Raw genomic sequence first — 20,418 nt, forward strand, 5'->3', positions numbered from 1 at the left:
CCTGACGGGGTGAGTGGTGCGGTGCCGGGCGCGTGACGGGGAATGTCAGTGCAGTCCGGCAAGCTGGAGGAGCAGGGACTTCACTTCGGTGGCCCTGACCCGGTCGGTGAACGCGTGGGGGGTGGAGCAGAGAATGAGCGGACCTTCGTCGTCGCTCTCGGGGAGGCGGCCGTGGCTGCCGCGAATAGGTGAGGGGTCCAGGGGGACGACCGCCATGCGGTAGCGCATGCCGAGCTTCTTGCGGGCGACCGCCGAGACGGCCTTGACCCGGACGTAGGGGTCCTGGGGGTCCATGAAGAGCTCGACGGGGTCGTAGCCGGGTTTGCGGTGGATCTCGACGAGCTGGGCGAAGTCGGGGGCGCGGGCGTCGTCGAGCCAGTAGTAGTACGTGAACCAGGCGTCCTTCTCCGCGATGGCGACCAGTTCGCCGGAGCGGGGGTGGTCCAGGTGGTGCGCCTTCTTGCCCTGGTCGTCGAGGAGTTGCTCGATGCCGGGCAGGTCGGCGAGGGCCGCCCGGGTCGCTTCCAGGTCCTCGGGGCGGCGTACGTAGACGTGGGCGAGCTGGTGGTCGGCGACGGCGAAGGCCCGGGAGGTCATCGGGTCCAGGTATTCCATGCCGTCCTGGGTGTGGACCTCCAGGAGGCCCGCCCGGCGCAGGGCGCGGTTGATGTCGACGGGGCGGTCGACGCGGGTGATGCCGTATTCGGAGAGGGCGACGACGGTACGTCCCTCGGCGCGGGCGTCGGCCAGGAGTGGGGCGATGGCCCGGTCGAGGTCGGCGGCGGCCCGGTGGGAGCGGGGGTCGTCGGGGCCGTGGCGCTGGAGGTCGTAGTCGAGGTGGGGCAGGTAGCAGAGGGCGAGGTCGGGGGTGCGGGTGGCGATGATGTGGCGGGTCGCGTCGATGATCCACTGGGAGGAGACGAGGTCGGCGCCGGGGCCCCAGAAGTGGAAGAGGGGGAACGTGCCGAGTCTGTCGGTGAGTTCGTCGTGCAGGGCGGGGGGCCGGGTGTAGCAGTCGGGTTCCTTGCGGCCGTCGGCGTAGTAGACGGGGCGCGGGGTGACCGTCCAGTCGGTGTCGGCGCCCATGGCGTACCACCAGCAGATGTTGGCGACGGTGTAGCCGGGGTGGGCGCGGCGGGCCGCGTCCCACAGTTTGTCGCCCTCGACGAGCCCGTTGTGCTGGCGCCAGAGCAGGACGTCGCCCAGCTCGCGGAAGTACCAGCCGTTGGCGACGATGCCGTGTTCTGCGGGCATCGTGCCGGTGAGGAAGGTCGACTGGGCGGCGCAGGTGACGGCCGGCAGGACGGTGGAGAGCGGCGCTCTCGCGCCCTGCTCCCCCATGGCCCGGAGGTTCGGCATGTGGGCCAGGAGCTGCGGGGTGAGGCCGACGACGTCGAGGACCAGGAGGGGGGTGGGGCCGCCGTTCTCCTGTGCGGTTTCCGTGCCGGGTTCGGGAGCGCTCATGGCAGTTCCTTGAGGCCGAGGTCGACCAGGAGGTCGCGGGCGAGGGTGAGTTCGGCGGCGATGCCGTCGGCGAGCTGGGTGCGGGTGCGGGGGCGCAGTTCGGCGGGCAGCGCCTGCCAGGTGTACGTCTCCACCTCCAGGTGCGGGGTCAGGGGCACGGGTCCGCCGACGAGCCGGGCGAGCGTGTCGCGGAGCACGGGCAGCGTCGAGGTCAGCGGCGGCGCCGGGGGTGTGTGGAGCGGTACGTGGAAGTGGGCCCGCCAGGGGGTGCTGTCCGGGAGGGCCCGGCCGGTGACGGCTTCGTCCAGGTCGTCGGTGCCGCGCAGCCCCGCGGCGGTGCTGGTGCGGGTCTGGTGCAGGAAGCGGGGTTCGGCGAACGCGGCGAGCGCGGTGCGGACCTCGGGCAGGTGGGGGTGGTCGGCGTGCAGGGCGGCGGAGAGCTGGGACTTGACGACGCGGATGCCGGCGGCGGCCAGGGCGTCGAGCGCGGTGCCGGGGTCCTCGAAGGAGGTGGCGAGGTGGCAGGTGTCGACGCAGATCCCGATCCGGTCGTGGGCCACGGCAGTGAGCGGGCCGATGGCGTCGGCGGTCGTCTCGACCGTGCAGCCCGGTTCCGGTTCGAGGCCGACGCGGATGGACTTGCCGGTCATCTCGGCCAGGGCGTCGAGGCGCTGGGCGAGTGTGGTGAGGGCGGCGCGTGCGGTGCGGGCCGCCTCGGGGTCCCCGTCGTAGGGGGTGCGCCAGGCGAGCGGCAGGGTGGAGATGGTGCCTTCGGTGACGTCGTCCGGGAGGAGGGCGGCCAGGAGGCGGGCGAGGTCGGTGGTGTGGGCCAGGCGGTCGGGTTCGGTCCAGTCCGGCCGGTAGACCCGGTACTTGACCTCGTCGGCGCCGAATCCCTCGTAGGGGAAGCCGTTGAGGGTGACCACTTCCAGGCCGCGGCTGTCGAGCTCGGCGCGCAGTGCGCGGAGTTCGGCGGGGTCGTTGATCAGGGCGCGGGCCGCGTCCCGGGCGAGCCAGAGGCCGATGCCGAGCCGGTCCCGGCCGAGTCGCCGGCGGACGGGTTCGCAGTGGTCCCGGAGCTGGGCGCGGACGCCGTCGAGGGTTTCGGCGGGATGGACGTTGGTGCAGTAGGCGAGGTGGACCGTCGAGCCGTCCGGGTGGCGGAAGCGCATGGCCGCCTCACTCCCCGCCGCGCAGGATGGAGTTGCCCTCGTGGAGTGGATCGGGGGCCGGGACGTCGAGGTGGAGGCGGCCGCTCTGGCCGTAGAAGGCGACCGGGTTGCGCCACAGCACCTGGTCGACGTCGTCCTCGGTGAACCCGGCCTTCAGCATGGCGTCGGCGACCTTGCGGGTCTTGAGGGGGTCGCTGTTCCCCCAGTCGGCGGCCGAGTTGACGATCATCTTCTCGGTGCCGTGGTTCTGGAGGATGGTGACCATCCGGTCCTCGTCCATCTTGGTGTCCGGGTAGATGGAGAAGCCGGCCCAGCACCCGCTGTCGGTGGCGGCCTTTACCGTTGTCTCATTGAGGTGGTCGAGCAGGACGTGCTCCGGGGGGAGGTTCGATTCGCGGATGACGTCGATGGTGCGGTGCAGACCGGCGAGCTTGTCGCGGTGCGGGGTGTGGACGAGGGCGGGCAGCCCGTGGTCGGCGGCGAGCTGAAGCTGGGCAGCCAGGGCGTGGTCCTCGGCCGGGGTCATGGAGTCGTAGCCGATCTCGCCGACGGCGACGACCCCGTCCTTCTCGAGGTAGCGGGGCAGCGCGTCCAGGACCGGGGTGCAGCGCGGGTCGTTCGCCTCTTTGGGGTTCAGGGCGAGCGTGCAGTGGTGCGCGATGCCGTACTGGGAGGCGCGGAAGGGCTCCCAGCCGAGGAGCGCGTCGAAGTAGTCGAAGAAGCTGGCGGGCGAGGTGCGGGGCTGGCCGAGCCAGAAGGAGGGTTCGACGAGCGCGCGGACCCCCGCGTCGTACATCGCCCGGTAGTCGTCGGTGGTGCGGGAGGTCATGTGGATGTGGGGGTCGAAGATGCGCATCAGGACTCCTCCGTGGGGGCGGGGGCTGCGGGAGCCGCGGTCGGCGGGGCCCGGTGGGCGCCCGTGTCGGCCGGGGCGGTGAGGTCGAGGACCGTGCGCAGGTCTTCGGGTACGGCGCGGCCGGCTGCGGTGCGTTCGGCGGCGAAGTCGCCGAGCATGCGGGCGAGCTCCGCGTCTTCCCGGGCCCGGTCGCCGAGCCGGGCGACCGCCGCGACCGGCACCTCGGTGAACAGGCACTTCAGGACGGCGTGCCGCCAGGCGTGGGTGTCCAGGTGGTCGGCGGCGTAGGGGCCGACGGCCGCGGCGACCAGGCGGGTGTCGTTGGTACGCAGGGCGTCCTCGACGAGCGGGAGCGCGGTGGAGCCGAGGTCGAGGCGGTGCAGGGTGAGCAGGACGGCGCGGCGTTCGGCAGCGGTGCCCTGTTCGTAGAGCCGGGTGACGGAGGGGAGCGTGGCGCGTGCCTCGACGAGGAGGAGGGAGCGTACGGAGTCGGCGTGCTCAAGGCCGCAGTGCCGGCCGGCGGCGGCGTAGCGCAGTTCCCAGGGAGGGGAGGTGTACGGGCCGGCCGCCGCCCGGCCGGGGGCGTCGGGTGTGGCCTCGTCGTTGGCGGCCTCGGCCAGGGCCTCGTCGAGCCAGGCCCGGGCGGCTCCGCCGAGTTCGGCGTCGAGTTCCTCGCGGGACTTCAGCACGGGGCGGCTCCCTGGGGCGCGGTACCGCGCGTCATGGCGTCGCGCAGGAAGTCGATCGAGGTGCGGGCCAGCTCGGGGCCCGCGTGGGAGTGACGGGGCAGCTCGACGACGGTGAGGCCCCGGTAGTCCGATGCGGCCAGGGCGGCGAGCACGGGCGGGAAGTCGATCTCCCCCTCGCCGAACGGGAGGTGTTCGTGGACTCCGCGCCGCATGTCCTCGATCTGGACGTGCCGGAGCCAGGGGGCGGACGCCTCGACGCACTCCAGAAGCGTCGCCTCCTCAAGGCACTGGCAGTGGCCGATGTCGAGGGTGAGGCCGAGCGGGCCCGGGTCGCCGAGCAGTCCGCGCAGGTGGTGGAAGTCGGCGAGGGTGGCGAGGAGATGACCGGGTTCGGGCTCGATGGCGAGGGGAACGCCGGACCGGTCGGCGGCTTCGAGGACGGGGGCGAGCGCTTCGGTGAGCCGTTTCCACGCGGTGTCCGGCGAGGCGCCGGGCGGGGTGATGCCGCTGAAGCAGTGGACGGCGTGCGCGCCGAGTTCGGCGGCCACGTCGACGGCGCGGACCAGCAGCGCGGTGCGGGCGGCCCGGGCGTCGGGATCCGGGTCGAGGAGGGAGGGGCCGTGCTTGCGGCGCGGGTCGAGGACGTAACGGGCACCGGTCTCCACGGTGACCCGGAGGCCGAGGGAGGCGAGCCGGCGGCGGACCCGGCGGGTGCGCTCGGAGAGGTCCGGGGCCATGGGATCCAGGTGCATGTGGTCGAGGGTCAGGCCGACGCCTTCGTAGCCGAGGTCGGCGAGGAGGCCGAGGGCGTCGTCGAGGCGGAGGTCGGTGAGCCCGTTGGTGCCGTATCCGAGGTGGAGGGTCATGTGGGGCTCACCTTCCGGGAGAGGCTGCGGGCGAGGGGGACGAGGCCCATGACGGCGAGAGCGGTGACGGGCGCCCCGGCGCGGGCGGCGAGCGCGGCCTGGAGCGGGATCATGGCCCGGATGCCTCCGCCGACCGCGCGCTGGGTCAGCGGCGGGGACGGGTTGAGCGCGGCGTGCAGGAGGGGTGGCCCGGCGGTACGGAGGTAGGCGCCGGTGAGCGCGATGACCAGGAGCCGGACGGGGTCGGTGACCTTGCCGAGCGGACCTGTGTCGAGACGCCGCGCGACGGCGTAGGCGTGGGCCTTGGCTCCGGCGTCGGTGCCTGCGTGGGTGTAGGCCTTGGCGTCGGTGTCGGCCCTCGTCGCACCGGGCCGGTCGGGGACCTGTCCCCGGGACTCCCGCAGCACCGCTGCCGCGAGTGCCGTCGTCGTGGCCAGGACCGCGAGCGGGGCGCCGGTGGAACCGCCCTGCGCCTCGTGGCGCGATACGGCGGTGACACCGTAGGTGTGGGCCCCGAGCACCAGGGCGGCGGGCAGGGCGGGCAGGCATGCCGCCAGGCCGCCGCGCGCCGGAGCCAATGTCGCCGCGCCGCGCGCCGCTGCCGGGGTCGCGCCTGCCGACGGGGCCCCTCCCCGGGCCGTCGCTCCGGCAACGTTGTCGGGCCGGCCTCCCCCGCCCGGCGAGCCGGGCCCCGTCACCGGCGCCGTGGCCGTCGCGCCCAGCAGCAGGTCCAGTGAGCGGGCCGCCGCCATGGCCGCCGGGCCCGCCTTCGTGTGCTTCAGGTGCAGGTCGTAGGCCCAGACCGTGGCGGCCAGGCCCGTGGCGACGGTCAGCGCGGGGCGGCCGGCCCGGGCCGCCAGGGCGAGGCCCGCCGCGGTCAGCACCCCGGCCGCGCCCAGGGCCGCCGCCGGGCTGATCCGGCCCGAGGGGATCGGGCGGTGCGGGCGGTCCACGGCGTCCTCGTCGCGGTCGGCCCAGTCGTTGAGGGCCATCCCGGCCTCGTACAGGCACAGGGACGCGCCCATCGCCAGGGCGGTGCCCCGGCCGGGCCGGCGGCCCACCGCCGCCGCACCCGCCAGGGCGTCCCCGGGCACGGAGAACAGGGCGGAGACCCGCAGCAGTTCCGCCCAGGCCCGCAGGCGCTCCCGGGGCGCGCCCCGGTCGGCTGTCCGGTCGGGCCGGTCCGGGCCTGCGTCCGCGCCTCGTTCCCCGTTCCGGCCCGTGGTGGGAGGTTCGGGCCTGTCCGGTGCGGGCGCAGTCCCGCCGGCACCGGACAGACGATCATCGGTCACGGCGGTCGTTCTCACGCCGTGTGCGACACCGTTCGCCCGCCCGGCCGGGAGTGCCGGCAGGGCCGAGGCGAGTGCGGCCCGGAGGGCGTTCCGTCGCCACCTCACGGCTGGTCCCGCAGCCGCTCGGCGAAGGTGAGCAACGTGGCGTACTGCTCGGCGAGCGCCGCCGACGTGCCGCCGTCCGGGTCCTTGAAGTAGAAGCCGAGCTCCGGCAGGGGGCCGCTGATCCCCTTCTCGTGGGCGCGGGCGAGCAGCCGTGCCAGGTCCAGGACCAGTGGGGCGGCGAGCGCCGAGTCACAGCCCTGCCAGATGGTCTGGAGGATCATGCGGGAGCCGAGGAAGCCGTCGAAGGCGATGTGGTCCCAGGCGGTCTTCCAGTCCCCCATCGCGGGCACGTCGTCGATGTGCACCTCGCCCTCGGGGGCGGCGCCGAAGGTGTCGGCGAGGACGCGCTCCTTGCCGGCGTTCTTGGCCGCGGCGGCCGCCGGATCGGCCAGCGCCGCTCCGTCGCCGCCGCCCAGGAGGTTCGATCCGGACCACGCCCGTACGGTGAGGGCGCGCTGGAGGAACATCGGGGCGAGCACGGAACGGAGCAGCGTCTGGCCGGTCTTGCCGTCGCGTCCGGCGTGGGGAAGTCCGCTGGAGGCGACGGTGTCGGTGAGCGCGGGGGTGCGCAGGCCGGTGGAGGGGGTGAAGTTGGCGTAGGAGCAGCCGGCCCGCAGGGCGGCGGCGGCGTAGAGCGAGCTGGCGGGCAGCCGGGTGTCGTCGGGTCCTGGCGCGGGTTCGGTGGAGGCGACGTTGACGACGACGGTGCGGGCCAGACCGTGGCGGTGGGCGAAGTCGGTGAGGTCGGCGGCGAACGCGGCGATGAGCTCCTGATCGGTGCGGGTGTCGCCGGGGAGCGGTCCGCCGGGGCGGATCTCCGCGTCGGCGGCGCCGAGTTCGGCGCGTACGGCGGAGGGCAGTCCGTACGGCAGTACCCCGCCGTCGGCGAGGGCCTCGGCCCGCTTGGCGAGCGGGCAGTCGAGGGTGTCGTGGCCGCCGAAGACCAGGCTGGTCAGGGCGGGCAGGCCGCTGTCGGCGAAGGGGGGCGTCTCGGTGACCATGCCGGTCGGCGGGTGCAGGCCCGCGGCGATGGCGGCGCAGCCCGCGGTGGCGGTGGTCGCCACGGAGCCGCGTGCTCCGATGAACCAGACGCCGGTGCGGCCCGCGGCTCCGTCGGGGCCGGTGGCCTCCGAAGGGCTGGGGCGTGTTTCGAAGGTAGCGGAGTCCGCCCGGAGGGCGGGCTCGGCGGGGGTTTCGAAACACGCCTCAGGGGCGTCGTTGCGGCCTGGGGCGTCGGTTCGGCCTTGACGATCGGCGCGTGCGGTCACGGGCTGCCTCCCTGGGGGATGTCGGGGGTGGAGGACGACGGGCGGGGGAAGGGTGTGTGCTTCCCCCGCCCGTCGTCGGCAGTGGCGGCCGCCCTACTGCGAGGGCAGCTCCTTCAGTTGGATGTTGCGGAAGGACACCTGGTCGTCGGCTCCGTGGTTCTGGAGGCCGATGTAGCCGTCCTTCAGGCTGCGGGCGGGGTCGGTGTTGGTGAAGTCGTTGATCTTCGCTCCGTTGAGGAAGATCTGCAGACGTTCGCCCTGCACCTTGATCTCGTAGCTGTTCCACTGGCCCGGCGGCCGCAGGACGCGGTCGCGGGCCTTGATGTTGGCGGACTTGAAGGTGTAGACGGCGCCGGTGGTGCGGTCGGCGGCGTCGGTGGCGTCGATCTGTATCTCATACCCGTTGTTGACCGCCGACCACGGGTCGTCGGACTCCGGGAAGCCCACGAAGATGCCGGAGTTGTCGTCGCCGGTCATCTTCCAGTCGAGCTTCAGCGAGTACGACTTCAGCTCCTTGGCCTGGTAGGTGAGCAGACCCATGCCGCCCTCGGAGTGCAGGGCGCCGTCACTGACGGAGAACTTCCCCGGGCCCGCCTGCTTCCAGCCTTCCAGCGTCTTGCCGTTGAAGATCGGCCGGTAGTCCTTGTCCGGCTTGCAGTCGGCCTTGACCTGGCCGGTGGCGTAGCGCAGGCCGCCCAGCACGTGGCTGCGGAAGGCCGACTCGGCGTAGGACTCCTTGGTGTGGCCGAGCCCGGTGTAGAAGGAGCGGCCGCCCTCGTAGGTCTGGCACCAGGAGATCGGGTGATCGCCCTTCATGTTCCCGCCGGTGTAGGTGGTCTCGTCGAGTGTGGCGAGGACCTTGGCGTTGTCCCGGGGGTTGGTGCCGTAGTTGTACCACTCGTCGGTGCGCTCCCACTCCTCGTCCAGGTGGGCGGTGGCGGGGTGGTCGTGGTCCTCGACGCGGACGGTGGCGGGCTGGATCTGCGGGTGGGAGTCGAAGTAGGCGCCGACGAGGCCCCCGTAGAACTTCCAGTCGTACTCGGTGTCGGCGGCGGCGTGGATGCCGACGTAGCCGCCGCCGGTGGCGACGTAGTTCTCGAACGCCTTCTGCTGCTCGGCGTTGAGGACGTCTCCGGTGGTGGAGAGGAACGCGACGGCGTCGTAGCGGGCCAGGTTGCTGGTGGTGAACTGGGCGGCGGACTCGGTGGAGTCGACCGTGATGTTGGTGTCCTTGCCGATCTCCTTCAGGGCCGCGATGCCCGTGGGGATCGAGTCGTGGCGGAAGCCGGCGGTCTTGGAGAAGACCAGGACGCGCTTGGCTGTCCTGTCGACGGGGGTGTTGGACAGTTCGAAGTCGTCGACGTCGTAGAGCGCTCCGTCGCCGCCCTTGAAGACCAGGAAGAGTTCGGCCTGCTTCTTGGGCGCACCGCGCAGCGGGATGTCGATGTCCTGGAAGGTGTCCCAACTGCCGGTCACCGGGACGGGTCCCGAGCCGAGGATCTTGCCGGTGGGCGATCCGGTGCGCACTTCCAGGAAGCCGCCGGTGCCGGCCGACGAGACGCGGGCGGTGAGCTTGGTGGTGCCGCCCAGGACGTACGTCTTGAAGGAGATCCAGTCGTCGTTGTGGATGTCGCCGACGGTCTTGCCGCCGTGGGCGCTCGACTTGGCCGGTGTGGTGACGCCGGAGGAGGCGTCGAAGTGCTCGGCCTGGCGGTGCTTGGGCTGGAGCCGGGAGGCGTCCTTGCCGGTCAGCTTGGCCTGGCCGCCACCGCCGTTGTCGGTGTAGGAGGCCGAGATGCCGCCGTAGATGTTGGCGTTGGGGTCGTGGCCGCCTTCCATGGCGGTCTTGATGGTGCCCTCGCAGCCGTGCTCGGTGGTGATGTCGTGGCCGTGGCTGTCGTGACCCAGGGTGAACTTGACCTCGACCTTGGTGCAGTCGATGGTCCCGTCCTCAGGGTCGCTGACGTTCACCTTGAACGGCACGGCGTCACCGAACTCGAAGAGCTGCCCGTCCTCGGGGAGTTCCAGCTCCACGGTCGGGGCGGTGTTGCCGACGGTGACATGGACGCTGGCGGAGCCGGTGCGGCCGGTCGGGTCCTTGGCGGTGACCGTGGCGGTGTAGGTGCCGTTCTTCTTGTACGTGTACGTCGGGTTGGCGGCGGTGGACGTTCCGCCGTCCCCGAAGTCCCAGGCGTAGGTGAGCGGGTCGTCGTCGCCGTCGGCGGTGCCGGCCGAGGAGAACCTCACCTTCAGGGGCGCGGTGCCCGAGGTCTTGTTCGCCGAGGCCTCGGCGATGGGCGAGCGGCCTCCGGTGGCGTTCTCGATGCGGTAGAGCGCGGAGTTCTCGTCGCCGCCGAACCAGGCGAGGCCGTAGTCGAGGACGTACAGGGCTCCGTCGGGGCCGAAGGCCATGTCCATGATCTGGGTGCCGGACCACGGGACGTCGTTGATGGACTGGACGCCGCCGTCGACGTCCTGCTCGATGCGCTTGATCCACTGGCGGCCGAACTCACCGGCGAAGAAGTCGCCGTCGTAGGCCTCGGGGAACTTCACCGGGGAGTCCAGGTCCGCGTCGTAGCGGTAGACGGGTCCGCCCATCGGGGACTCGGAGCCGGTGCCGAACTCGGGCACGGAGCCACCGTCGTACGGGATCCACGCGGCCTCGGCCGGCGGCAGGTCGACGAGCCCGGTGTTGTGCGGCGACTCGTTCTTCGGGGCGGCGCAGTCGAAGGCGGCGCCCGATGCCTTGGTGGAGAAGTCGTAGTCGATGTACGGCTCGTTGTCGCCGACGCAGAAGGGCCAGCCGAAGTTGGCGGCCTTCGTCACCCGGGCGAACTCGACCTTCCCGGCCGGTCCGCGCTTGGGGTCGGCCGCGCCGGCGTCGGGGCCGTAGTCGCCGACGTACACGGTGCCGGTGGCCTGGTCGACGGAGAAGCGGAAGGGGTTGCGGAAGCCCATCGCGTAGATCTCGGGGCGCGTCTTGTCCGTCCCGGGCGCGAAGAGGTTCCCCTCCGGAACGGTGTACGAGCCGTCCTCGGCGACCTTGATGCGCAGGATCTTGCCGCGCAGGTCGTTGGTGTTTCCCGAGGTGCGGCGGGCGTCGAACGCCGGGTTGCGGTCGGGGCGTTCGTCGATCGGGGTGAAGCCGTCGGAGGCGAAGGGGTTGGTGTCGTCGCCGGTGGAGAGGTAGAGGTTGCCCTCGGCGTCGAAGTCGATGTCGCCGCCGACGTGGCAGCAGGTGCCGCGCGAGGTGGCGACGTCCAGGACCTTCTTCTCGCTGGCGGTGTCGAGGGTGCCGTCCTCGTTGAGGACGAAGCGGGAGAGCCGGTTGACGCCCTCGAACTTCGCGAAGTCGGCTGCGGTGCCGGTCTCCGGGGCGTCGCCCGCGGGAGTGTCCATCGGCGGTGCGTAGAAGAGGTAGATCGCGCGGTTCTCGGCGAAGTCGGGGTCGACGCCGACGCCTTGGAGGCCTTCCTCGTCGTGCGTGTACACGGGGAGGGTGCCGGAGATCTTGGTGTTGCCGACGCTGTCGGTGATCCGCAGTTCGCCGCCGCGCGAGGTGTGCAGCACGCTGCGGTCGGGGAGGACGGCGAGCGACATGGGCTCGCCGGTCTCCTCGGCGCCCTTGGCCAGGGTGACCTGCTGGAAGTCCTCCGCCACGGGCTCGTCGTGCCCGGGGTGTCCCGGGTGGGCGGTGGCGCCGGGGGCGGAACCGAGGGTCAGGGTGGCGGCGGCGAGCAGGCCGCCGGTGAACAGCGCGAGCGATTTGCGGACGCGGGTCCGGGCCAGGAGCCGCTTTCTGGTTCTGTGCACGTAGGTCCTCCGGAGAGTGCCGGTTGTACGGGCGGGTGTAGCCGTGCCGTGCCGCGCGGGGACTGCCGCGCATGCGTCACCGGGGAGGGGAGCGACCCCGGTGACGCGAGTCATGTCGTGTACACGAAATGGACGGTAGACCTGTTCGTCCTCGACGGAAAGCCCTTGTGCAACAGGTAAGTCGAACTTCTGCTTCCGCCAGGACAAAGGAGTTTTCGGGCAGCGCGAGGCAGCCCCGGGGGCTGGGGGGCCGTGAACCGGATCGCGCCCCGGGGCTTGGTCGGGCGTCCTACTCCCGGCCGCCGAAGGCCGCGTCGAAGGAGGCCGACGGCGGGTCGAAGTCGAACCGCTTGAGGCTGGCGAGCGCTTCCGGGGCGCCGGTCAGCCGGTCCATGCCGGCGTCCTCCCACTCGACCGAGACCGGGCCCTCGTAGCCGATGGACCGGAGCATCCGGAAGACGTCCTCCCAGGGCACGTCACCGTGGCCGGCGGAGACGAAGTCCCAGCCGCGCCGGGGGTCGCCCCACGGCAGATGCGAGCCGAGGCGGCCGTTGCGCCCGTCGAGGCGCTTGCGGGCCTCCTTGCAGTCCACGTGGTAGATCCGGTCGCGGAAGTCGTAGAGGAAGCCCACCGGGTCCAGGTCCTGCCAGACGAAGTGGCTCGGGTCGAAGTTCAGCCCGAACGCGGGCCGGTGGTCCACCGCTTCCAGGGCGCGCTTGGTGGTCCAGTAGTCGTACGCGATCTCGCTCGGGTGCACCTCGTGGGCGAAGCGCACCCCCTCGGCGTCGAAGACGTCCAGGATCGGGTTCCAGCGCTCGGCGAAGTCCTCGTAGCCCCGCTCGATCATGTGCGGCGGGACGGGCGGGAACATCGCGACGAGGTGCCAGATCGAGGAGCCGGTGAAGCCGATGACCGTGTCCACCCCGAAGGCGGCGGCGGCCCGGGCGGTGTCCGCGATCTCGGCCGCGGCCCGCTGCCGTACGCCTTCGGGCTCGCCGTCGCCCCAGATGCGGGCGGGCAGGATGCCCTGGTGGCGCTCGTCGATCGGGTTGTCGCAGACGGCTTGGCCGACCAGGTGGTTGGAGATCGCGAAGCACTTCAGCCCGTACTTGTCGAGCAGTTGGTGCCTGCTGTCCAGGTATCCGGGGTCCAGGAGCGCCTTGTCGACCTCGAAGTGGTCTCCCCAGCAGGCGAGTTCGAGACCGTCGTAGCCGAAGTCCCGGGCGTGCTTGCAGACCTCCTCCAGCGGAAGGTCGGCCCACTGGCCGGTGAACAGGGTGAAGGGGCGGGGCATGGGCGGCTACCTCCTGAGGTCCGAGGACGGGACCGGGGTGTGTACGGAGTTCTTGGCGGCGCTCTCCTCCACGGCGGCGAGCACCCGCTGCACCTGGAGCCCGTCCGCGAACGACGGTACGGGAGGGACGCCTTCGGCGATCGTGTTCACCACGTCGCGGGCCTGGTGGACGAAGGTGTGCTCGTAGCCGAGTCCGTGGCCCGGGGGCCACCAGGCCTCCAGGTAGGGGTGCTCGGGTTCGGTGACGAGGATGCGGCGGAAGCCCGCGGTGGCGGCGGGTTCGGTGTGGTCGTGGAAGGACAGCTCGTTGAGCCGTTCCAGGTCGAAGGCGAGGGAGCCCAGCTCCCCGTTGAGCTCCAGACGCAGGGCGTTCTTGCGTCCCGCCGCCATCCGGGTCGCCTCGAAGGAGGCCAGCGCGCCGGAGGCGAGGCGGCCGGTGAAGATCGCCGCGTCGTCGACGGTCACCTCGCCCCGCTCCACCGTGTCGGCGCTGCCCAAGAGCCCGGCGGACGCCCCGGCGAGCAGGGGCCTCTCCCGGACGAAGGTCTCGGCCACGGCGGACACCCCGGTGAGCAGTTCGCCCGAAAGATACTGGGCGAGGTCGACGATGTGGGCGCCGAGGTCCCCGAGCGCGCCGGACCCGGCGTGCTCGCGCTTGAGCCGCCAGGTGAGCGGTGAGGCCGGGTCCACCAGCCAGTCCTGGAGGTAGGTGGCGCGCACATGGCGCAGGGGGCCGAGCCGGCCCTCGGCGATGAGCTGCCGGGCGAAGGAGATCGCGGGCACCTTGCGGTAGTTGAAGCCCACCATCGCCACCTGCCCGCGGGCGGAGGCGGCCTCGGCGGCGCGGACCATCGCCTCGGCCTCGGCGACGGTGTTGGCGAGCGGCTTCTCGCACAGGACGTGCTTGCCCGCCTCCAGGGCGGCGATGGCGATCTCCGCATGGCTGTCGCCGGGGGTGCAGATGTCGATCAGCTGGACATCGTCCCGGGCGATCAGTGCCCGCCAGTCGGTCTCCGCGGACGCCCAGCCGTGCCGGGCCGCGGCGGCGTCGACGGCCGCGCGGTCGCGTCCGCAGATCGCGGCGAGAGCGGGTCGCAGAGGCAGGTCGAAGACGTGTCCGGCGGTGCGCCAGCCCTGCGAGTGGGCGGCGCCCATGAACGCGTATCCGACCATGCCGACCCCGAGCGTTCCCGGCGCCTCCCGCGGCGAAGGGGCTGGGGTTTGCGTTTCCGTCTCTTGACTACGGGCCATGCGGACTTCCTCCTCGTCGGTGTGCGGTAACGGGCCGGGGGATGCGCTCCGAGCACCCCCCGTAGTCCCGGTCAGTTGAAGCCCGTCGGCAGGTACTGGTCGATGTTGTCCTTCGTCACGACCGCGGAGTACAGGGTCAGGGAGGTCGGGATCTCCATCTCGGAGAGACCGCTGACGCCCTTGCCCTGGCCCAGTGCCCGTGCCAGGTCGATCGCGGACGCGGCCATCGTCGGCGGGTAGAGGACGGTGGCCTTGATCACCGAGTCGTCGGCCTTGATGGCGTCCATCGCGGACTTGGCTCCGGCGCCGCCGACCATGATGAACTCGTCGCGGCCGGCCTGCTCGATGGCGCGGAGCGCGCCGACGCCCTGGTCGTCGTCGTGATTCCAGAGGGCGTCGAACTGCTTCTGCGCCTGGAGGAGTTGGGCCATCTTCGCCTGACCGGACTCGACGGTGAAGTCGGCTGCCTGACGGGCCACCAGCTTGATGTTGGAGTAGTTCTTCAGGGCGTCGGCGAAGCCCTGGCTGCGCTGCTTGGTCAGCTCCAGGTTGTCGATCCCGGCGAGCTCGACGACCTTGGCGTTCGGCTTGTCCTTGAGCTGCTCGCCGATGTAGTGCCCGGCGTTGAGACCCATGCCGTAGTTGTCGCCGCCGACCCAGCAGCGGTAGGCCTGCGGGGAGGCGAAGATGCGGTCCAGGTTGACGACGGGGATGCCCGCCCTCATGGCCTCCAGGCCGACCTGGGTGAGGGCCTTGCCGTCGGCGGGGAGGACGACGAGGACGTCGACCTTCTTGTTGATGAGGGTCTTGACCTGGCCGATCTGGGCGGCCGTGTCGTTGGAGCCCTCGGTGATCTCCAGGGTGACGTCGGAGTACGTCTCCGCCCGGGACTTGGCGTTCACGTTGATCGCGTTGAGCCAGCCGTGGTCGGCCTGCGGTCCGGCGAAGCCAATGGTGACGGCCTTGCCCGGCTTGTCGTCGGCGGGGGCGCTGTTGCCGGCGGGCTCGGTCTTCTTGGGCTCGTTGCTGGTGCAGGCGGTGAGGAGCGCGCCCGCGGAGACGGCGGCGGTTCCGAACAGCAGCCCTCTGCGGCTGGTCTCTGGCATGACGGTCTGACCCTTCATCCGGTGGGTACGTACGAGGTGCGGGGCGGGGGCCCCGGGGGCCGGGGGGCTCGGTCGCTCAGGTTTCCCTGCCGCGCATGGTGCGGCGCTGGACGAGGACGGCGGCGACGATGATGGCGCCCTTGGCGATCTGCTGGACGTCGCTCTGGAGGTTGTTGAGAGCGAAGATGTTGGTGATCGTGGTGAAGATCAGGACGCCGAGAACGGAGCCGACGATGGTGCCCCGGCCGCCGCTGAGCAGGGTCCCGCCGATGATCGCGGCGGCGATGGCGTCGAGCTCGTACAGGTTGCCGTTGGTGTTCTGCCCGGAGCCGGCGAGCACGATCAGCATGAAGGCGGCGATGCCGCAGCACAGTCCGGACAGCAGGTAGAGGTAGAGGCGCTGGCGGCGGACGTCGATCCCGGCGAGCCGGGCGGCCTCCGCGTTGCCGCCGACGGCCACGGTGCGGCGGCCGAAGGTGGTCCGGTTGAGGATGAGCCAGCCCAGGACGGTGACCACGGCGAACATGATGACCAGCGGCGGTATGCCGAGGATGTAGGAGTCGGGCAGTCCGAGGTCCAGGACCGAGTCCACGGTGACGATCTGCGTCTTGCCGTCGGTGATCTGGAGGGCGAGTCCGCGCGCCGAGGCGAGCATGGCCAGCGTCGCGATGAAGGGGACCATTCCCCCGTACGCGATGAGGACGCCGTTCACGAGCCCGGCGGCGAGGCCGACGACGACCGCGGTGAACGCGATGCCGGCGAAGCCGTACTCCTGGGTGGCCAGGGTCGTCGCCCACACCGAGGCGAGGGCGAGCATGGCGCCGACGGAGAGGTCGATGCCGCCGCTGATGATGACGAAGGTCATGCCGACGGTGACGACGCCGATGACGGACGCCTGGGTCAGGATCAGCTGGAGGTTCCCGGTGTCCAGGAAGGCGTCCGGTTCGGTGATGCCGCCGACCACGATCAGGGCGGCGAGGACGCCGAGCAGGGACAGGATCCGGACGTCGAGCCGCAGGCCGAGGGCCGGCGTGCCACCGCCCGACTTCGCGGGCGGCGTGTCGGAGGGGCCGGCGAGGGCTCCCTTGTCCGGCCCGTTGTGCTGCGCCGACGGGGCGGGCTGTGTCATGGCGTCGGGCTCCCTTCCATCACGAGGTCGAGTACACGGTGCTCGTCGAGCTCCTGGGCAGGGGCCGTGTGGACCACCTGGCCTTCGCGGAGGACCAGCACCCGGTCGGCGAGGCCCAGGACTTCGGGCACTTCGCTGGAGACGAGCAGAACGGCGAGGCCTTCGTCGGCCAGCCGGCGGATCACGGCGTAGAGCTCGGCGCGGGCGCCGACGTCGACGCCACGGGTGGGTTCGTCCAGCAGCAGGACCCGGCAGCCGCGCAGCAGCCAGCGGGCGAGGACGGCTTTCTGCTGGTTGCCGCCGGAGAGGGTGCGGACGGCGACGTCCGGGTTGTCGGGCCGCATCTGCAGCTCACGGGTGGCGCTCTGCACGGCCTTCCGCTCCCCGCCCCGGTCGATCCAGCCGAGCCGGGCGTAACGGGAGAGGGTGGAGACCGAGACGTTACGGGTGACCGACTCGGTCAGCAGCAGGGCCTGCGCCTTGCGTTCCTCGGGTGCGAGGCCGATGCCCGCGGCGACGGCGGCGCGGATGCTGCCGGGACGGAGCGGTTTTCCGGCCACGGTGACGGTCCCGGTGGACGCCTTACGGGCTCCGTAGATGGTCTCCAGGATCTCGGAGCGTCCCGAGCCGACGAGTCCGGCGAGGCCGACGATCTCGCCGGGCCGCAGCTCCAGGTCGACGGGCGCGAACTCACCCTGGCGGGAGAGCCCTTGGACCCGGAGTACGGGTTCGGTGGTGGCTGCCGCCGGCTCCTCGGGGCGCGGCGGAAAGACGTAGGCGACGTCCCGGCCGGTCATCATGGCAACGATGTCGCGGGTGGGGGTGTCGGCGGCGGGCAGCCCGACGGCCACGGTCCTGCCGTCCTTGATGACGGTGACCCGGTCGCCGATGCGTCGGATCTCCTCCAGCCGGTGCGAGATGTAGACGACGGCCACCCCGTCGGCGGTGAGGCCGTCGACGATCCGGAAGAGGTTGTCGACCTCGTCGGGGTCGAGGGCGGCGGAGGGCTCGTCCATCACGATGAGCCGGACGTCGTGGGAGAGCGCCCTGGCCATGGAGACGATCTGCTGCTGGGCGGCGGAGAGGTCCCCGACGTGCCGGGCGGGGTCGATCTCCGGGTGACCGAGGCGGGCCAGGAGCGCCTTCGCGGCGGAACGCCCCTCCCCCGTGCGGACGATGAAGCCGGCGCTGGTCGGCTCGTGGCCGAGGAAGACGTTCTCGGCGACCGACAGGCCCTCGACCAGGTCGAGTTCCTGGTAGATGGTCGCGATACCCAGGCGCATGGCCGCGATCGGCGACTTGAGCTGGACGGTTTCGCCGCGCCAGGTGATCTCGCCGTCGTCTGGCTGGTGGGCTCCGGCGAGGACCTTGATGAGGGTGGACTTGCCCGCACCGTTCTGGCCGAGGAGGCAGTGGACCTCGCCGGCCTGGACCTCCAGGTCGACGCCGTCCAGGGCGCGGACGCCCGGGAAGAGCTTGGTGATGCCGGACATGGTGAGCAGGGGTGGTTCTGGTGCCATGACGAATCCCCTCGGCGAATGGGGTCTCCCCTGCTCGGGCGGTGCCGAGGGGCCGGGGAGGGCCGGTGAGCGGACAGGGCGCAGGGCTGGAGGTGCCGTGGAGCCGGCGGCACCGCGAACGGCTGCTGACTGGTACCTGACGTGCGAGTACGGACGGGTACCTGACTAGTACCTGGCTGATGCCGGGTACCTGACCAATGCGGTGGTGCGTTACGGCCCTGTGGTCAGGCCGGTGAGAAGAGGTGGTCGCTGATGAGCCGGGCCGCGCCGATCACTCCGGCGGTGGGCCCCAACTCGCCCAGCACGATGGGGAGGTTGCCGGTGGCCAGGGGCAGGGACTGCTTGTAGACCTGGGTGCGGACACTGGCGAGGAGGTTGTGACCGAGGCCGGTGACCCCACCGCCGATCACCACCAGACCGGGATTGAAGAAGCTGACCAGGCTCGCGATCACCTGGCCCAGTCGGTTGCCGCCTTCCCGGATCAGGTCGAGCGCGGCGGCGTCACCGGCAGCGGCGGCGGCCGCCACGTCGGCGGCGGTGAGGCGGCCCGCCGCCTCCAGCCGGGCGGCGAGCTCGGGCGAGCGGCCCTCCCGGGCCGCGCCCTCCGCGTCCCGGGCGAGGGCGGCGCCGCTGAAGTGGGCCTCCAGGCAGCCCTTGTTGCCACAGGCGCAGGCCCGGCCGTCCGGGTCCACCTGGATGTGCCCGATGTCCCCGGCGCTGCCGGTCGTACCGCGGTAGACCTCACCGCCGACGACGATGCCGCAGCCGATGCCCGTACCGATCTTGACGCAGAGGAAGTCGCCGACGGAGCGGGCCACGCCCGCGTGCTGCTCCCCCATCGCCATGAGGTTCACGTCGTTGTCGACCATGACGGGGCAGCCCAGCTCCTGGCTGAGCGCCTCGCGGACCGGGAAACCGTCCCAGCCCGGCATGATCGGCGGCGCGACCGGCACGCCCTCGGGGAAGCGGACGGGGCCGGGGACCCCGATGCCCGCCCCGTCGAAGCCCTCGGCGAGTCCGGAGGCCCGCAGCTTGGCGGCCAGCGACAGCACCTGTTCGAAGACGGCGACGGGGCCCTCGCGCACGTCCATCGGGTGGTTGAGGTGTCCCAGGACCTCCAGCTCCGCGTTGGTGACGGCCACGTCGATCGAGGTGGCGCCGATGTCGACCCCGAGGAACCGCAGTTCGGGAGCGAGCCGGATGTTGTGCGAGCGGCGCCCGCCGCGCGATGCGGCGAGTCCGTCGGCCACCACCAGGCCGGTCTCCAGCAGCCGGTCCACCTCGACGGCGAGCTTCGAGCGCGACAGCTCGACCTGATCGCCCAGTTGCGCACGGGAGTTGGGGCCCCCGTCGCGCAGCAGGCGGAGCAGCCGCGCCTGATGCGCGTTCGCGGGTCGTGCCGTCATGCGTCTCACGCGTCCCTCCCCGCCACATCGGCCAGTCCGTCGGGCTTTCGAGGGGAACGTAGCAGCGCTTTCCCGGAGTGGGAAGAAGTTGCGCAGGAATCCGCTCCAACTTTCTCCACACTCAGGACAAAGGTTCTCCGTCCGAGCTCACGCAGGCGCCGTGGAAGGGGGCCGGCGCGGTGCGAGGAGTCAGGGTCGGCGGAGGGTCAGGGGCAGCGGATGACCTGGCCCGCGTAGGAGAGGTTTCCGCCGAAGCCGAAGAGGAGGACGGGCGCGCCGGAGGCGACCTCGCCGCGCTCGACCAGCTTGGACAGCGCCATCGGGATGGAGGCGGCCGAGGTGTTGCCGGAGTCCACGACGTCCCGGGCGATGACGGCGTTGACCGCGCCGATCTTGCGGGCGACCGGCTCGATGATCCGCAGATTGGCCTGGTGCAGGACGACGGCAGCCAGATCCTCCGGGGCGACGCCGGCCTTCTCGCAGACCCGGCGGGCGATCGGGGGAGCTGGGTGGTGGCCCAGCGGTAGACCGACTGGCCCTCCTGCGCGAAGCGCGGCGGCGTCCCCTCGATCCGGACCGCGTTGCCCATCTCCGGCACGGAGCCCCACAGCACCGGTCCGATGCCGGGCCCCTCCGGGGTGTCGGGGGCCGTCGGGTCGGCGGTGACGACCGCCGCGCCCGCCCCGTCGCCGAGCAGGACGCAGGTGGAGCGGTCGGTCCAGTCCGCGATGTCGGCCATCTTGTCGGCGCCGATGACCAGCGCCCGGGTCGCCGCACCGGCGCGGATCGCGTGGTCGGCGGTGGCCAGCGCGTGCGTGAAGCCGGAGCACACCACGTTGATGTCCATCACCGCGGGCGAGCCCATGCCCAGCCGCGCCGCGACCCGCGCCGCCATGCTCGGGGAGCGGTCGATCGCGGTGGAGGTGGCGACGAGGACCAGATCGACGTCCGAGGGCACCAGCCCGGCCGTGGCCAGCGCCTTGGCTCCCGCGTGCGCGGCCATCTCGTCCACCGGCTCGTCCGGGCCACCCACATGGCGGGTCTTGATACCGACCCGGCTGGTGATCCACTCGTCGCTCGTGTCGACCATGGCCGCCAGATCGTCGTTCGTGAGCACCTTGGCGGGCTGGTAGTGGCCGAGCGCCACGACACGTGAGCCGGTCATACGGGTTCCCATCGTCGGGTAG

At 71.9% G+C, this 20,418-nt stretch carries 14 protein-coding genes and 1 pseudogene; all 15 read right to left on the bottom strand.

Annotation, left to right across the window (positions count from 1 at the left end; genetic code table 11):
• Positions 1-45: 45 nt before the first annotated feature.
• The 15 genes and pseudogenes from AC3CH1_RS04540 to AC3CH1_RS04610 all read right to left on the bottom strand — a co-directional run bounded on the left by AC3CH1_RS04540 (position 46) and on the right by AC3CH1_RS04610 (position 20,396).
• Complete coding sequence (locus tag AC3CH1_RS04540) at positions 46-1,464, bottom strand: alkaline phosphatase family protein (protein WP_488461661.1); 1,419 nt, start codon at positions 1,462-1,464, stop codon at positions 46-48.
• Positions 1,461-2,636, bottom strand: a complete 1,176-nt coding sequence (eboE, locus tag AC3CH1_RS04545; RefSeq protein WP_488461662.1) for a metabolite traffic protein EboE — start codon at positions 2,634-2,636, stop codon at positions 1,461-1,463. Before eboE ends, AC3CH1_RS04540 begins: the two co-directional genes overlap by 4 nt.
• 7 nt (positions 2,637-2,643) lie before the next feature.
• Positions 2,644-3,492, bottom strand: a complete 849-nt coding sequence (locus AC3CH1_RS04550; RefSeq protein WP_488461663.1) for a TatD family hydrolase — start codon at positions 3,490-3,492, stop codon at positions 2,644-2,646.
• The gene (locus AC3CH1_RS04555) at positions 3,492-4,181 is read right to left on the bottom strand and encodes an EboA domain-containing protein (RefSeq protein ID WP_488461664.1); all 690 of its coding nucleotides are present in this window, start codon (positions 4,179-4,181) and stop codon (positions 3,492-3,494) included. Before AC3CH1_RS04555 ends, AC3CH1_RS04550 begins: the two co-directional genes overlap by 1 nt.
• Positions 4,175-5,047, bottom strand: a complete 873-nt coding sequence (locus AC3CH1_RS04560; protein WP_488461665.1) for a sugar phosphate isomerase/epimerase family protein — start codon at positions 5,045-5,047, stop codon at positions 4,175-4,177. Before AC3CH1_RS04560 ends, AC3CH1_RS04555 begins: the two co-directional genes overlap by 7 nt.
• Entirely contained in the window at positions 5,044-6,444 is a 1,401-nt protein-coding gene (locus AC3CH1_RS04565; RefSeq protein ID WP_488461666.1) for an SCO3242 family prenyltransferase, read from the bottom strand. The genes AC3CH1_RS04560 and AC3CH1_RS04565 overlap by 4 nt, the downstream gene beginning before the upstream one ends.
• The gene (locus tag AC3CH1_RS04570) at positions 6,441-7,712 is read right to left on the bottom strand and encodes an inositol-3-phosphate synthase (protein WP_488461667.1); all 1,272 of its coding nucleotides are present in this window, start codon (positions 7,710-7,712) and stop codon (positions 6,441-6,443) included. Before AC3CH1_RS04570 ends, AC3CH1_RS04565 begins: the two co-directional genes overlap by 4 nt.
• Before the next feature lie 93 nt (positions 7,713-7,805).
• A complete protein-coding gene (locus AC3CH1_RS04575; protein ID WP_488461668.1) occupies positions 7,806-11,525 on the bottom strand; it encodes a ThuA domain-containing protein in 3,720 nt (1,239 codons plus the stop codon).
• Positions 11,526-11,814: 289 nt separating this feature from the next.
• The gene (locus tag AC3CH1_RS04580; protein ID WP_488461669.1) at positions 11,815-12,819 is read right to left on the bottom strand and encodes a sugar phosphate isomerase/epimerase family protein; all 1,005 of its coding nucleotides are present in this window, start codon (positions 12,817-12,819) and stop codon (positions 11,815-11,817) included.
• 6 nt (positions 12,820-12,825) lie between these two features.
• Positions 12,826-14,070: a Gfo/Idh/MocA family protein gene (locus AC3CH1_RS04585; protein ID WP_488461670.1), complete on the bottom strand. Its 1,245-nt coding sequence runs from the start codon at positions 14,068-14,070 to the stop codon at positions 12,826-12,828.
• A 71-nt stretch (positions 14,071-14,141) separates the two neighbouring features.
• Positions 14,142-15,176: a substrate-binding domain-containing protein gene (locus tag AC3CH1_RS04590; RefSeq protein ID WP_137228885.1), complete on the bottom strand. Its 1,035-nt coding sequence runs from the start codon at positions 15,174-15,176 to the stop codon at positions 14,142-14,144.
• A 76-nt stretch (positions 15,177-15,252) separates the two neighbouring features.
• Positions 15,253-16,305: an ABC transporter permease gene (locus AC3CH1_RS04595; RefSeq protein ID WP_488461671.1), complete on the bottom strand. Its 1,053-nt coding sequence runs from the start codon at positions 16,303-16,305 to the stop codon at positions 15,253-15,255.
• Positions 16,302-17,825 (bottom strand): sugar ABC transporter ATP-binding protein, encoded by a 1,524-nt coding sequence (locus AC3CH1_RS04600; protein ID WP_488461672.1) that lies wholly within the window; start codon positions 17,823-17,825, stop codon positions 16,302-16,304. The genes AC3CH1_RS04595 and AC3CH1_RS04600 overlap by 4 nt, the downstream gene beginning before the upstream one ends.
• Before the next feature lie 224 nt (positions 17,826-18,049).
• A complete protein-coding gene (locus AC3CH1_RS04605) occupies positions 18,050-19,231 on the bottom strand; it encodes an ROK family transcriptional regulator (protein WP_488461673.1) in 1,182 nt (393 codons plus the stop codon).
• A gap of 206 nt (positions 19,232-19,437) precedes the next feature.
• Positions 19,438-20,396, bottom strand: a pseudogene (locus AC3CH1_RS04610) (beta-ketoacyl-ACP synthase III).
• Positions 20,397-20,418: the final 22 nt, after the last annotated feature.

This window comes from Streptomyces sp. MGP-P1, assembly GCF_057766565.1.

Bases quoted from the DNA above. Each gene is read 5' to 3' on its own strand.
- AC3CH1_RS04540 (WP_488461661.1), bottom strand. From the start codon at position 1,464: ATGAGCGCTCCCGAACCCGGCACGGAAACCGCACAGGAGAACGGCGGC.
- eboE (WP_488461662.1), bottom strand. From the start codon at position 2,636: ATGCGCTTCCGCCACCCGGACGGCTCGACGGTCCACCTCGCCTACTGC.
- AC3CH1_RS04550 (WP_488461663.1), bottom strand. From the start codon at position 3,492: ATGCGCATCTTCGACCCCCACATCCACATGACCTCCCGCACCACCGAC.
- AC3CH1_RS04560 (WP_488461665.1), bottom strand. From the start codon at position 5,047: ATGACCCTCCACCTCGGATACGGCACCAACGGGCTCACCGACCTCCGC.
- AC3CH1_RS04580 (WP_488461669.1), bottom strand. From the start codon at position 12,819: ATGCCCCGCCCCTTCACCCTGTTCACCGGCCAGTGGGCCGACCTTCCG.
- AC3CH1_RS04585 (WP_488461670.1), bottom strand. From the start codon at position 14,070: ATGGCCCGTAGTCAAGAGACGGAAACGCAAACCCCAGCCCCTTCGCCG.
- AC3CH1_RS04590 (WP_137228885.1), bottom strand. From the start codon at position 15,176: ATGCCAGAGACCAGCCGCAGAGGGCTGCTGTTCGGAACCGCCGCCGTC.
- AC3CH1_RS04595 (WP_488461671.1), bottom strand. From the start codon at position 16,305: ATGACACAGCCCGCCCCGTCGGCGCAGCACAACGGGCCGGACAAGGGA.
- AC3CH1_RS04600 (WP_488461672.1), bottom strand. From the start codon at position 17,825: ATGGCACCAGAACCACCCCTGCTCACCATGTCCGGCATCACCAAGCTC.
- AC3CH1_RS04605 (WP_488461673.1), bottom strand. From the start codon at position 19,231: ATGACGGCACGACCCGCGAACGCGCATCAGGCGCGGCTGCTCCGCCTG.